Raw genomic sequence first — 12920 nt, forward strand, 5'->3', positions numbered from 1 at the left:
GGCAGCCTCAGGACGACCCGCGACGGCGGTCGCGCCAGCCGCTGCCGGCCGGGCGGCGGCGTCCGGTTTCGCCGCCGGCGTCCCCGCGGCTTGGGCCGCCGGCGCCGGGCCGCCCAACTGCTTGAGCTTGTCGACCACGTCCTGCCAGTTCAGGTGCTGGTTGCTGTAACGGCGCGCGTACACCTGCGGCGCCCACAGGTCGACGCTGCCCACGTACACCTGGCGCGCGATCGGTTCGAGTTCGAGGCGGGTGACGGTCAGCGCGCTCCAGGCCGCCAGGCTCTCGCCGGCGCTGTCGCGCAGGTCGAACTGGCGCAGGCCCAGGTCGCCGACCACGCGGATCTTGGGCGGCGCGTCCTTGGGCTGCTCGAACACGACCTGCAGGTTCGAGTCGAGCAACGCGCGTTCGAGCTTGAACGGCAGCGGCATGGGCCAGACGTCGGCCCATTTTTCCAGTTGCAGGCCGCTGAAGGCCACCCGCAGCGTCGACGACGGCACCTTGTCGAAAGGCCGCGCCACGCCGGTCAGGTCGAACGGGCTGCCGTTGATGCGCAGGTGCAGGCGCGGCTGCACGTCGATGTCGGTGGCATAGCCGAAGGTCGAGATGAACGGCACGCCGATGGCCAATTCGTCCACCACCTGCTTGCGGCCGGTGACTTTGTCATCGAGCGTGATGACGCCGCCCTCGATCACCATGTTGTTCAGCGAGAAGCGCGGCAGGCCTTCATCGGCCTTGGGCGGCTCGTCCGGCTTGGAGGCCGTCATCTCGGCCACGCGCTGCTGCACGTCGGAGAAGTTGAAGCGGGTGACGTCCTCGCGCACGATCGACAGCGTCGGCGAGCGCAGGGTGAAGCGGTCGACCACCGGCGCGAACCAGAACAGCGAGGTCCAGGCGGCGCTGACGTCCAGTTCCGAGGCCGTGAACAGGGGCGTCTGCGAGCCGGGCTGCGCCACGGCGAGATCCTGCGCGCGCACGGTCAGGGTGAAGGGATTGAAGGTGATCTTGCCGACGGCGACGTCGCGGCCCAGCATCTTGGCCACATCCTGGGTCAGCACGTTGTGCAGCACCTTGGGCACCTGCCAGGCGGCGATGCCACAGAGAATCAGCGCCGTGGCCACGACGCCCAAGAGGATCTTGCCTAAGCGGCGGGTGAACCGGAACTTGGGCATCCGCAAGGGCATTGTGCGTCTCCTGGTACGAATCGAAGGTCATTATCGCGTCCTTCGAGCAAATTGGGGGGCTTTTTGCAACGCGCCATCGCAGCCGCGGCGCCACAAGCGCAAATGCCCCCGCAGGGGCACGAAAGCACGCAAGCCACGGTCAGCGCGGCATCCCTGCGCGGCCTGAAAGCAGGTCCACGGGCGCGGCGCCCAGGCAAAGAAGGCCGCGCTTATCTTTCCTCAAAGCGCGGCGGCTGGCGGCTCGTCTATCATAGGCGCATCAGCGGCCCGCCACGGCCTGCCGGGACCGCTCTTTTCAATCATTAACAATTCTCGATCCCGATTCCCATGTCCACGCCCGCCCCCACCTTGAGCCACCTGGATGAAGCCGGCCAGGTCCGCATGGTCGACGTCATCGGCAAGACCGACACCGAACGCGTCGCCATCGCCACCGCCAGCGTCCGCATGAACGCGGTGGCCTACGGCCTGCTGACGCAGCCCGGCCAGGGCAAGGGCGAAGTGCTCAACACCGCGCGCGTCGCCGCCATCCTGGCGGCCAAGCGCTGCGCCGAGCTCATCCCCTTGTGCCACAGCCTGCCGCTGTCGTTCGTCGGCGTCGAATTCGCGCTGGACGACGCGGCGCACCGCATCGACATCCTGGCCACCTGCCGCACCAGCTACAAGACCGGCGTCGAAATGGAAGCCATGACCGCGTGCAGCGTCGCCGCGCTGACCATCTACGACATGTGCAAGGCGGCCGACAAGGGCATCGTGATCGAACAAGTTCGCCTGAAGTACAAGGCGGGAGGTAAAAGCGGTGAATGGCGCAACGATTAACCTGCTGTATTTCGCCCGCGTCGCCGAACTGGTCGGCAAGCGCGCGGAGGCCTGGCCGCTGGACGGCGAGTCCACCGGCGCGCAGTTGCTGGCCGCGCTTGGCGAACGCTATCCGCAGCTGGCCCCGGCCGGCCGCCTGAAGCTGGCCATCAACCAGACCCACGCCAAGCCGTCGGCGCCGATCCGCGCGGGCGACGAGGTGGCGGTGTTCGAACCCGTCACCGGAGGCTGAGCGCCATGGTCATCGTGCAGGAAGCCGACTTCGACGGCGCCGCGCTCACCGCCGCCCTGCGCGCCAGCGCCGGGCCGGGCGTGGGCGGCATCGTCACCTTCGTGGGCTACGTGCGCGACTACGCGCCGGACACGCCCACCGACACGCTCTACCTCGAACACTACCCCGGCATGTGCGAGCGCGAGCTTGAAGACATCGCCGCCACCGCCCGCGCGCGCTGGAACCTGGACGGCACGGTGATCGTGCACCGGGTCGGCGCCCTGGCCCGCAATGCCCAGATCGTGTTCGTGGCCGCGGCCAGCGCCCATCGCGGCGACGCCTTTCGCGGCTGCGAATTCATCATCGACGCGCTCAAGACCCGCGCGCCCTTCTGGAAGCGCGAGACCCTGGCGGGTGGCGACAGCTTCTGGGTGGAACAGCGCCAATCCGACCAGGACCGCACGCAGTCCTGGGACGCCGACACCCCGACCCCCAAGGAGACTCCATGAACGACGCCTCCCCCGTCTCGCTGGCCTGCGCCGTGCTGACGGTCAGCGACACCCGCAGCGCCGGCGACGACACCTCCGGCAACCTGCTGGCCAACAGCCTGGCCCAGGCCGGCCACCAATGCGTGCGGCGCGACATCGCCAAGGACAACCTCTACCAGATCCGGCGCGTCATCAGCGACTGGATCGCCGACCCCGAGGTGCAGGTCATCCTGACCACCGGCGGCACCGGCTTCTCGCACGGCGACCATGTGCCGCAGGCCATCCTGCCGCTGCTGGACCGCGAGATTCCCGGCTTCGGCGAACTGTTCCGCCAGATCTCCTACGAGGAAATCGGCAGTTCCACCATCCAGTCGCGCGCCTTTGCCGGCGAGGCCAACCAGACCCTGCTGTTCTGCCTGCCCGGTTCGAACAACGCCTGCGAGACCGCCTGGAACCGCATCATCCGCGAGCAGCTGGACAGCGGCCACCGCCCCTGCAATTTCGCCACGCACTTCCAACCCCGCGACCAAGAAGACCACTGATACCCATGCTGGATTTCGACCAAGCCCAGACCCTGCTGGCCAACGCGGCCGCCCCCCTCGCGCGCCGCGAACACGTCGGCCTGGACGAAGCGCCCGGACGCGTGCTGGCGGCCGACCTCGACGCCACGGTGGACATTCCGCCGGCCGACAACAGCGCCATGGACGGCTACGCGCTGCGCCTGGCCGACTGGCAGCCGGGCACGCGCCTGCCGATCCAGCAGCGCTGCTATGCCGGCGACACGCCCGAGCCGCTCAAGCCCGGCCACGCCATCCGCCTGTTCACCGGCAGCCTGATCCCCGCAGGCGCCGACGTGGTGGTGATGCAGGAAGACACGCACGAGGCCGACGAGCAGGTCGAGATCACGCGCCAGCCCCGTCCCGGCCAGCACATCCGCCTGCGCGGCGAAGACACCCTGGCCGGCGCCCCGCTGCTGCCCGCCGGCACGCAATTGCAGGCCGCCCACGTGGCGCTGCTGGCCTCGCAGGGCCTGGCCAGCGTGCCGGTCTACGGCCGCCTGCGGGTGGGCATCCTGACCACCGGCGACGAGCTGGTGGCGCCCGGCGGCGCGCGCGAACCGGCGCAGATCTACAACTCCAACGGCCCGATGCTGGCGGCGCTGGTGCGCGGCATGGCCGCCGAGCCGGCCTTGGTGCTGCATGCCCGCGACACCGAGGACGACCTGCGCGGCGCCTTCCAGACGCTGCTGGCCGAATGCGATCTGGTGCTGAGCGTCGGCGGCGTGTCGGTCGGCGAGCGCGACCTGGTCAAGCCGGCCCTGGCCGCGCTGGGCGGAGAACTGTCGCTGTGGAAGGTGCGCATGAAGCCGGGCAAACCGGTGGCGCTGGCCATGATCGGCGACAAGCCGGTGGTCAGCCTGCCGGGCAATCCGGTGTCGGCCTACGCGGTGTTCGCGATGCTGGTGTCGCCGCTGGTGCGCCGCATGCAGGGCCGCGAGGAACTGTTCCCGCCGGTGAGCCGGCTGCCGCTGCGCACCGAGCATCCGCGCCTGGACAGCCGCGAGGAATTCCTGCGGGTGCAGCGCCGCGCCGCCGACGACGGCAACGCCGAGCTGGTGCCGTACGGCCACCAGGGGTCGGGGGTGATCAGTTCATTGCCGTGGTCGACCGGCCTGGCGCGCCTGCCGGCCGACGTGCAGGTGCAGGACCGCGACCGCGTGCCCTACTACGACCTGCGTCACTGGCTGGCGTAGCGCTCGGCCGCCGCCAGTTCCTCGGGCGTGTTCAGGTTCATGAACGCGCCGGGCGCGTCATCGAACGGCGCGCCCACGCCTCCCACGCGCGACTGCCACAGGCCGACCTTGCGTTCGCCGGCCGCGAGATAATCGCGCAGCGCCGGCAACAGCGACGCGCGCAGCGCCATGCAGGCCGGATGGCGCTGGCCGCCGGCCACCGCATAGGCCAGCGGCGCCCCCGCCGCTTGCGCCGCCGCGATCAGGCGCTGGGCCAGGTCGGCCGGCAGGAACGGGGTGTCGCAGGGCGTCACCACCAGCCACTCGCACGGTGCGGCCGCCGCCAGGCCGGCGGCCAGGCCCGCCAGCGGCCCCTGCCAGGCGCCCAATTCGTCGGTATCGTCGGCCACCACCCGCCCATAGCGCGCGTAGCTGTCGGCATTGCGGTTGGCGCTGAGAAGCAGCGGCCCGACCTGCGGCGCCAGGCGCCGCGCCACGTGCGCCACCAGCGGCTCGCCACGCAGCAGGACCAATCCCTTGTCGCTGCCCCGCATGCGCGAGCCCTGGCCGCCGGCCAGGATCAGGCCGGCCACCTGTTGCCGGTCGAAAGCGGGCGCTGGGTCAACCACCGATGTAGCTCATCTCGACCTTGCGGGCCGGGTCGGCCATGTTGCGGCCACGCTGTTCGGAATAGTTGTCGCCGCGGGCGGCCCAGATTCCAGTGAGAATGGCGGCCAGTTCGTCGTCGCTGGCGCCGTCGCGCAGCGGCGCGCGCAGGTCGTGGCCTTCGTGGCCGAACAGGCACAGGAACAGCTTGCCTTCCGGCGACAGGCGCGCGCGCGTACAGCCGCCACAGAAGGCATGGGTGACGCTGGAAATGACGCCGATCTCGCCGCCGCCGTCGCGATAGCGCCAGCGCTCGGCGACGCGGCCCATGTCGTCGGTGGAGATCGGTTCCAGCGGATGAATCGCGCCGATGCGCGCCAGCACTTCCTCGCTGGGCACCACTTCAGTCAGGTTCCAGCCGTTGGTGTTGCCCACGTCCATGTATTCGATGAAACGCAGGATGTGGCCGCTGCCGCGGAAGCGCTCGGCCATTGGCAGGATCTGCGCGTCGTTCAGGCCGCGCCGCACCACCATGTTGACCTTGACGGGCGCCAGCCCGGCCGCGGCGGCGGCGTCGATGCCGCGCAGCACGTCGTCGGGCGTGAAACCGCTGTCGCTCATGTCCTGGAACATGCTGGCGTCCAGCGCGTCCAGGCTGACCGTGACGCGCTTCAGGCCCGCGTCCTTGAGCACCGCGGCCTTGCGTTCGAGCAGGCTGCCGTTGGTGGTGAGCGTCAGTTCCAGCGGGTGGCCGGCGGGCGTGCGCAGCCCCGACAACAGGCCCACCAGGTTTTCCACATGCTTGCGCAGCAGCGGCTCGCCGCCGGTCAGGCGGATCTTCTCGACCCCCAGCCGGGTGAAGACGCCGGCCAGCCGCGCGATTTCCTCGAACGACAGCAGGTCGGCATGCCGCATGAAGACGTAGTTGGTGTCGAACACCTCGCGCGGCATGCAGTAGGTGCAGCGGAAATTGCAGCGGTCAGTGACCGAGATGCGCAGGTCGCGCAGCGGCCGCGCGCGCCGGTCGAGCGCGGGCTGGCCCGCGGGCGGCGGCGCCAGGGGCGCCGGACGCTCGGTGCGGCGATCAGCCAGGAGGATCACTTTGCTCATGGGAACATCATAGCCCGGCGCACACGACGGCGCGCCTAGGAAAATGCCTCTTCAAGGGTCTGCAGGCGGCCGGTATCGCGCGCGTCGTAGCCGACCAGCTGGCCGACGTAGCCGACATAGTCGGGGCTGCGCATGATGGACAGCAGGTCGCGCATGGCGGGCGTCTCCAGCGCGTTCTTGCGGATGGCGAAGAAGTAGCGCTCGCGCACCAGCGGAATGAAATCCAGGCCGAAGCGGCAGGCGGCGGTCTCCACGCCCACGCCGGTGTCGGCCATGCCGCTGGCGATGTGGGCGGCGATCGCCATGTGCGTGAATTCGTTGGTTTCGTAACCCTGCACTTCACTGATCGAGACGCCGGCGCGTTGCAGCATCAGGCCGATCAGGTAACGGGTGCTGGAACCGATCTGGCGATTGACGAAGCGCACGTCCTGGCGCGCCAGGTCGGCGATGCCGTGGATCCGCTTGGGGTTGCCGCCCACGACAAACAGCCCGGTATTGCGCACCGCCAGATGAATCAGCAGGTACTCGTCGGCGTGCAGCCACTGGGCGTAGCGTTCCATGATCGGCGCCTCGAAGTCGCCCAGCGGCACCTGGAAGCCCGCCAGGTCGCATTCGCCGCGCTCGAGCGAAGCCAGCGCCTCGATCGCGGTGCGATAGCGCAGTTCCAGGCCGGGCTTGCGCCCGCCCATGTGTTCCATCAGCGATTCCACCGCGAACCCGTGGCTGGCGTGCAGCCGCAGGTGCGGACCGTTTTCCGGCAGCAGCCGCGCCAGTTCTTCCTGCAGTTCGGAGGCCAGGCTGTCGAGCGTGGGCATCAGCCGCGCCTCGATGCGGCGATTGGCCCACAGCAGGCGCTGCGCGAACGGCGACAGTTGCGTGCCCTGGCGCCGGTTGGTGATCAGCAGCTGGGTGCCGAAAATGCCCTCGAACCGCCGCAGCACGCCCCAGGCGTGCCGGTACGACAAATCACAGGCGCGGCAGGCGCCGGCGATGTTGCCGGTGGCGTCGATGGCGGCCAGCAGCGCCAGCATGTCCTGCAGCGGCACGGGGGCGCCGTCGTCTCCACCCAAGGTCCATTGCGGCCGCAGGCCGATTCGGAACTTATATGTCATTTATTTCTTATTGAAGGCGATTAATTACCTGTTTAGAGTACACAAATAACGCGAGGCAGGGGAAATTTATATGTTTTTCATTGCATATAAATCAACCTGACCTCCCATCACAACAGCCCCCACCCTACGGGGCCCAGCACTCCTGGAGGAGACCGCCATGCGCCAGCGCGAGGCAAAATCCGATCTGGCTTCCACCGGCGGCGCCCGTGGCGGCGCCATGGCCCTGGACGCCGCCCAGGCCTCCGCCAGCCCCGCGGTGGCGGCCACCGCCCGCATCCTGGCCCGCCTGAAAGACCAGCCCGGCCCCTTGCTGCCGGTGCTGCACGCGGTCCAGCACGAACTGGGCTGTATCCCGGCCGAGGCGGTGCAGACCATCGCCGAGGCCCTGAACCTGTCGCGCGCCGAAGTCCATGGCGTCATCACCTTCTATCCCCACTTCCGCAGCGAACCCGCCGGGCGCCACACGCTGGAAGTGTGCCGCGCCGAGTCCTGCCAGGCGATGGGCGGCGAACAACTGGCCGCCCATGCGCGCCAGGCGCTGGGCTGTGATTTCCACGCCAGCACGCGCGACGGCGACTTCACGCTGGAACCGGTGTACTGCCTGGGCCTGTGCGCCCAGTCGCCGGCGGTGATGCTGGACGGCCAGCCGCACGCCCGCGTCACGCCGGCCAAGCTCGACCGCCTGCTGCATCGCGCGCGGGAGGCCGGCCAATGAGCGCCCCCACCCTGATCTACGTGCCGCGCGACGCCGCGGCGCTGGCCATGGACGCCGACGCCGTGGCCGCCGCCATCGAACTGGAGGCCGACGAACGCGGCCTGGCCGTGCAGGTGGTGCGCAATGGTTCGCGCGGCCTGCTGTGGCTGGAGCCGCTGGTGGAGATAGGCACGCCCGCGGGCCGCGTGGCCTACGGGCCGGTGCAGCCCGAGGACGTGCCGGCGCTGTTCGACGCCGGCTGGCTGACGGGCGGCGAGCATCCGCTGGGGCTGGGCCTGACCGAGGAAATTCCGTATCTCAAGCAGCAGGAACGCCTGACCTTCGCCCGCGTCGGCGTGATCGATCCGTTGTCCCTGCAGGATTACGCCGCCCACGGCGGCCTGCAGGGCCTGAAGCGCGCGCTGGCCATGGAGCCGGCCGCCATCGTCGACGAGATGGTCACCTCCGGCCTGCGCGGGCGCGGCGGCGCGGCCTTTCCCACCGGCATCAAGTGGAAAACGGTGCTGGGCTCGCCGGCCGACCGCAAATACATCGTCTGCAATGCCGACGAAGGCGATTCGGGCACCTTCGCCGACCGCCTGCTGATGGAAGGCGACCCCTACGTGCTAATCGAGGGCATGACCATCGCCGGCCTGGCGGTGGGCGCGACCTACGGCTACATCTACGTGCGTTCCGAATACCCGCACGCTATCGCCACGCTGGAGGCCGCCATCGAGCGGGCGCGCAGCGTCGGCTGGCTGGGCGACGACGTGCACGGCAGCGGCCGCCGCTTCGACCTGGAAGTGCGCAAGGGCGCCGGCGCCTACATCTGCGGCGAGGAGACCTCGCTGCTGGAAAGCATCGAGGGCAAGCGCGGCGTGGTGCGCGCCAAGCCGCCGCTGCCGGCGATCTCGGGCCTGTTCGGCAAGCCCACGGTCATCAACAACGTGATCTCGCTGGCCACGGTGCCGATCATCCTGGCCAAGGGCGCGGCCTATTACCGCGACTACGGCGTAGGCCGCTCGCACGGCACCCTGCCCTTCCAGCTGGCCGGCAACGTCAAGCAGGGCGGACTGGTGGAAAAGGCCTTCGGCCTGAGCCTGCGAGACCTGCTGTACACCTTCGGCGGCGGCAGCGCCTCGGGCCGGCCGCTGCGCGCGGTGCAGGTCGGCGGCCCGCTGGGCGCCTACCTGCCCGAATCGCAGTGGGACGTGCCGCTGGACTACGAAGCCTATGTCCAGATCTCGGCCATGATCGGCCACGGCGGCCTGGTGGCATTCGACGACACGGTCGACATGATGCGCATGGCGCGCTATGCCATGGAATTCTGCGCCATCGAATCCTGTGGCAAGTGCACGCCCTGTCGCATCGGTTCCACCCGTGGAGTGGAGACCCTGGACAAGATCGCCGCCGGCGGTCCGGGGCGCGAACAGCAGGTGCACCTGCTGCGCGACCTGTGCGACACCATGCTGGGGGGATCGCTGTGCGCGCTGGGGGGCATGGCGCCCTACCCGGTGCTGTCCGCGCTGAACCACTTCCCGCAGGACTTCGGCATCGAGTCCTCGCAGTCCGCCGTCCACCCCGCCTGAAGCCGAGACCGCCATGCTAGAAACCGTCATCAAGCGCGACCGCGATCTGGGCACCCCGGCGCGGGTGTCCGAAAAAACCGTCACCCTGACCATCGACGGCCAGGAAATCACCGTGGCCGAAGGCACCTCGCTGATGCGCGCGGCCGCCGAGGCCGGCATCAACATCCCCAAGCTGTGCGCCACCGACAGCCTGGAGCCGTTCGGCTCGTGCCGCCTGTGCCTGGTGCAGATCGAGGGCCGCCGCGGCTATCCCGCCTCGTGCACCACGCCGGCCGAGAACGGCATGGTGGTGTTCACCGAAACGCCCAAGCTGCACGACCTGCGGCGCGGGGTGATGGAGCTGTACATCTCCGACCACCCGCTGGACTGCCTGACCTGTCCGGCCAATGGCGACTGCGAACTGCAGGACATGGCCGGCGTGGTGGGCCTGCGCAACGTGCGCTACGGCTACGACGGCGCCAACCACTTGAAGAGCGAGAAGGACGAGTCCAATCCGTACTTCACCTACGACGCCTCCAAGTGCATCGTCTGCAACCGCTGCGTGCGCGCCTGCGAGGAAACCCAGGGCACCTTCGCGCTGACGATCTCGGGCAAGGGCTTCGAATCGCGCGTGTCGCCGGGGCAGGACCAGCCGTTCCTGGACAGCGAATGCGTGTCCTGCGGCGCCTGCGTGCAGGCCTGTCCGACCTCGACCCTGCAGGAAAAGACCGTCATCATGATGGGCCAGGCCGAGCATTCGGTGGTCACCACCTGCGCCTATTGCGGCGTGGGCTGCGGCTTCAAGGCCGAGATGAAGGGCCAGGAAGTGGTGCGCATGGTGCCGTGGAAGGACGGCCAGGCCAACCGCGGCCACTCCTGCGTCAAGGGCCGCTTCGCCTGGGGCTACGCCACCCACAAGGAACGCGTGCTCAAGCCGATGATCCGCAAGCGCATCACCGATTCCTGGCGCGAAGTGTCGTGGGAAGAGGCGATCGACTACGCGGCTTCCGAATTCCGCCGCATCCAGGGCCAGTACGGCCGCGACGCGGTCGGCGGCATCACCTCGTCGCGCTGCACCAACGAGGAAACCTGGCTGGTGCAGAAGCTGGTGCGCGCCGCCTTCGGCACCAACAACGTCGACACCTGCGCCCGCGTGTGCCATTCGCCCACGGGCTATGGCCTGAAGCAGACGCTGGGCGAATCCGCCGGCACCCAGACCTTCGACTCGGTGATGCACACCGACGTGGTCATCGTCATGGGCGCCAACCCCTCCAGCGGCCATCCGGTGTTCGCCTCGCGCCTGAAGCGCCGCCTGCGCCAGGGCGCGCGGCTGATCGTGATCGACCCGCGCCGCATCGAGCTGGTGAGTTCGCCGCACATCAAGGCCGACTTCCACCTGCAGGTGCGGCCCGGCACCAACACCGCGCTGCTGTCGTCGATGGCGCACGTAATCGCCACCGAAGGGCTGATCGACGAGGCCTACGTGGCCGAGCGCTGCGAGGCCAAGGCGTTCCAGGAATGGCGCGACTTCGTCTCGCTGCCCGAGAATTCGCCCGAAGCCATGGCCGAGATCACCGGCGTGCCGGCGCAGGCCGTGCGCGGCGCGGCGCGCCTGTTCGCCACCGGCGGCAACGGCTCGATCTACTACGGCCTGGGCGTGACCGAGCACAGCCAGGGCTCGACCACCGTCATGGCCATCGCCAACCTGGCCATGGCCACCGGCAACGTCGGCCGCGAAGGCGTGGGCGTGAACCCGCTGCGCGGCCAGAACAACGTGCAGGGTTCGTGCGACATGGGCTCGTTCCCGCACGAGCTGCCGGGCTACCGCCATATTTCCGACAACGTGGCGCGGGCGCAGTTCGAGCAGGACTGGGGCGTGACGCTGCAGCCCGAGCCGGGCCTGCGCATTCCCAACATGTTCGAGGCCGCGCTGGGCGGCACCTTCAAGGGCCTGTACTGCCAGGGCGAGGACATCGTGCAGTCCGACCCCAACACGCAGCACGTGGCGGCGTCGCTGGCGGCAATGGAATGCATCGTGGTGCAGGACCTGTTCCTGAACGAGACCGCCAAGTACGCGCACGTGTTCCTGCCGGGTTCGTCGTTCCTGGAAAAGGACGGCACCTTCACCAACGCCGAGCGCCGCATCTCGCGCGTGCGCAAGGTGATGGAGCCGAAGAACGGCAAGGCCGACTGGGAAGTGACCGTGGCGCTGTCGAGCGCGCTGGGCTATCCCATGAACTACCGCCACCCGCGCGAGATCATGGAAGAGATCGCGCGCCTGACGCCGACCTTCAGCGGCGTCAGCTACGAGAAGCTGGACAAGCTGGGCAGCCTTCAATGGCCGTGCAACGACGACGCGCCCGAGGGCACGCCGATCATGCACATCGACAGCTTCGTGCGCGGCAAGGGCAAGTTCATGATCACCAAGTACGTGCCGACCGACGAGCGCAGCACGCGCCGCTTCCCGCTGCTGTTGACCACCGGCCGCATCCTGTCGCAATACAACGTGGGCGCGCAGACCCGCCGCACGCCCAACGTCATGTGGCACAGCGAGGACGTGCTGGAGATCCATCCGCAGGATGCCGAGGACCGTGGCGTCGCCGAAGGCGACTGGGTCGGCATCCAGAGCCGCTCGGGCGAGACCGTGCTGCGCGCGACCCTGACCGACCGGGTGCAGCCGGGCGTGGTATACACCACCTTCCACTTCCCCGAGTCCGGCGCCAACGTCGTCACCACCGACAGTTCCGACTGGGCCACCAACTGCCCCGAGTACAAGGTCACGGCCGTACAGGTCACGCGCGTGTCCCAGCCGTCGGAATGGCAGCGGCAATGGTCGCGCTTCGCGGACATCCAGCAGAAGCTGCTGCGTGAACGCTCGCGCGAGAACGAAGCCGTGACGTCGGGGAAATAACCCGACAGCCGAGCCCGCCATGGACCACAGCGCCCCTCCCCCTTCCTCCCGCCCCGAGCACGTGGCGGCCCAGGTGACCCGCGTGCGGGCCGGCGCCATCGCGCCCGGCACCGAAGGCGACAACCTGGCCGAGGAAACGCCGGTGGCGCTGGAGTTCAACGGCATCAGCCACGCCACCATGCTGGCCACGCCCGCCGACCTGGAGGACTTCGCCGTCGGTTTTTCGCTGTCGGAAGGCATCATCGACAGCGTGACCGACATGCGCGGCATCGACCTGCTGCCGCAATGCGACGGCGTCGTGGTGCAGATCGAGATCTCCAGCGCCTGCGAGGCGCGGCTGAAATCGCGCCGCCGCGCCATGGCCGGGCGCACCGGCTGCGGCCTGTGCGGCGTCGAGACGTTGCCCGAGGTGCTGCGGCCGGTGGCGCCGGTGCCGGCCGGCGCGCCGCTGCCGGTGGGCGCGGTGCTGCGGGCGATGCGCGACATGCGC

At 69.2% G+C, this 12920-nt stretch carries 13 protein-coding genes; 9 read left to right on the forward strand and 4 right to left on the reverse strand.

Going from position 1 to position 12920, the window contains the following annotated elements; translation table 11 throughout:
- Positions 1–1182, reverse strand: a 1182-nt coding sequence (locus tag HV742_RS31545; RefSeq protein ID WP_175147247.1) for a DUF748 domain-containing protein, incomplete at its 3' end; no start/stop codon positions are given.
- Positions 1183–1509: 327 nt separating this feature from the next.
- Here HV742_RS31545 and moaC point away from each other — a divergent pair.
- The 5 genes from moaC to HV742_RS31570 are packed head-to-tail and all read left to right on the forward strand — an operon-like array spanning position 1510 to position 4450.
- Positions 1510–1998 (forward strand): cyclic pyranopterin monophosphate synthase MoaC, encoded by a 489-nt coding sequence (gene moaC / locus HV742_RS31550; RefSeq protein ID WP_049075645.1) that lies wholly within the window; start codon positions 1510–1512, stop codon positions 1996–1998.
- Positions 1979–2230 (forward strand): MoaD/ThiS family protein, encoded by a 252-nt coding sequence (locus tag HV742_RS31555; RefSeq protein WP_020926652.1) that lies wholly within the window; start codon positions 1979–1981, stop codon positions 2228–2230. Before moaC ends, HV742_RS31555 begins: the two co-directional genes overlap by 20 nt.
- Positions 2231–2235: 5 nt before the next feature.
- Positions 2236–2718: a molybdenum cofactor biosynthesis protein MoaE gene (locus HV742_RS31560; protein ID WP_054417111.1), complete on the forward strand. Its 483-nt coding sequence runs from the start codon at positions 2236–2238 to the stop codon at positions 2716–2718.
- Positions 2715–3239, forward strand: a complete 525-nt coding sequence (gene moaB, locus HV742_RS31565; RefSeq protein ID WP_049075648.1) for a molybdenum cofactor biosynthesis protein B — start codon at positions 2715–2717, stop codon at positions 3237–3239. Before HV742_RS31560 ends, moaB begins: the two co-directional genes overlap by 4 nt.
- Positions 3240–3244: 5 nt before the next feature.
- Positions 3245–4450, forward strand: a complete 1206-nt coding sequence (locus HV742_RS31570) for a molybdopterin molybdotransferase MoeA (RefSeq protein ID WP_175147248.1) — start codon at positions 3245–3247, stop codon at positions 4448–4450.
- Here HV742_RS31570 and mobA read toward each other — a convergent pair.
- Genes mobA through HV742_RS31585 form a run of 3 tightly spaced genes read right to left on the reverse strand, consistent with a single transcriptional unit; the run spans position 4435 to position 7257 of the window.
- Complete coding sequence (gene mobA, locus HV742_RS31575; RefSeq protein WP_175147249.1) at positions 4435–5058, reverse strand: molybdenum cofactor guanylyltransferase MobA; 624 nt, start codon at positions 5056–5058, stop codon at positions 4435–4437. The genes HV742_RS31570 and mobA overlap by 16 nt on opposite strands.
- Positions 5051–6145, reverse strand: coding sequence for a GTP 3',8-cyclase MoaA (gene moaA, locus HV742_RS31580; protein WP_054500964.1), 1095 nt, complete (start codon positions 6143–6145; stop codon positions 5051–5053). The genes mobA and moaA overlap by 8 nt, the downstream gene beginning before the upstream one ends.
- A gap of 35 nt (positions 6146–6180) precedes the next feature.
- Positions 6181–7257, reverse strand: a complete 1077-nt coding sequence (locus HV742_RS31585) for a substrate-binding domain-containing protein (protein WP_063583111.1) — start codon at positions 7255–7257, stop codon at positions 6181–6183.
- A 157-nt stretch (positions 7258–7414) separates the two neighbouring features.
- Between HV742_RS31585 and HV742_RS31590 the strand changes: the two genes are divergently transcribed.
- From HV742_RS31590 to HV742_RS31605, 4 genes are all read left to right on the forward strand, one after another.
- A complete protein-coding gene (locus HV742_RS31590; RefSeq protein ID WP_049075655.1) occupies positions 7415–7972 on the forward strand; it encodes a formate dehydrogenase subunit gamma in 558 nt (185 codons plus the stop codon).
- Positions 7969–9540: a formate dehydrogenase beta subunit gene (locus HV742_RS31595; protein WP_175147250.1), complete on the forward strand. Its 1572-nt coding sequence runs from the start codon at positions 7969–7971 to the stop codon at positions 9538–9540. Before HV742_RS31590 ends, HV742_RS31595 begins: the two co-directional genes overlap by 4 nt.
- 13 nt (positions 9541–9553) lie before the next feature.
- Positions 9554–12430 carry a formate dehydrogenase subunit alpha gene (fdhF, locus tag HV742_RS31600; protein ID WP_175147251.1) on the forward strand — a complete coding sequence of 959 codons (2877 nt, stop codon included), beginning with the start codon at positions 9554–9556 and terminating at the stop codon, positions 12428–12430.
- 19 nt (positions 12431–12449) lie between these two features.
- Positions 12450–12920 (forward strand): formate dehydrogenase accessory sulfurtransferase FdhD (locus HV742_RS31605; RefSeq protein ID WP_175147252.1); only part of this gene is annotated, 471 nt, incomplete at its 3' end.

The organism is Achromobacter ruhlandii (assembly GCF_902859695.1).
Lineage (GTDB): Bacteria > Pseudomonadota > Gammaproteobacteria > Burkholderiales > Burkholderiaceae_B > Achromobacter > Achromobacter ruhlandii.

Excerpts from the sequence above, each read along its gene's own strand:
- HV742_RS31570 (WP_175147248.1), top strand. The coding sequence starts at position 3,245 with ATGCTGGATTTCGACCAAGCCCAGACCCTGCTGGCCAACGCGGCCGCC.
- HV742_RS31595 (WP_175147250.1), top strand. The coding sequence starts at position 7,969 with ATGAGCGCCCCCACCCTGATCTACGTGCCGCGCGACGCCGCGGCGCTG.
- HV742_RS31560 (WP_054417111.1), top strand. The coding sequence starts at position 2,236 with ATGGTCATCGTGCAGGAAGCCGACTTCGACGGCGCCGCGCTCACCGCC.
- moaA (WP_054500964.1), bottom strand. The coding sequence starts at position 6,145 with ATGAGCAAAGTGATCCTCCTGGCTGATCGCCGCACCGAGCGTCCGGCG.
- fdhF (WP_175147251.1), top strand. The coding sequence starts at position 9,554 with ATGCTAGAAACCGTCATCAAGCGCGACCGCGATCTGGGCACCCCGGCG.
- HV742_RS31585 (WP_063583111.1), bottom strand. The coding sequence starts at position 7,257 with ATGACATATAAGTTCCGAATCGGCCTGCGGCCGCAATGGACCTTGGGT.
- moaC (WP_049075645.1), top strand. The coding sequence starts at position 1,510 with ATGTCCACGCCCGCCCCCACCTTGAGCCACCTGGATGAAGCCGGCCAG.
- HV742_RS31590 (WP_049075655.1), top strand. The coding sequence starts at position 7,415 with ATGCGCCAGCGCGAGGCAAAATCCGATCTGGCTTCCACCGGCGGCGCC.
- moaB (WP_049075648.1), top strand. The coding sequence starts at position 2,715 with ATGAACGACGCCTCCCCCGTCTCGCTGGCCTGCGCCGTGCTGACGGTC.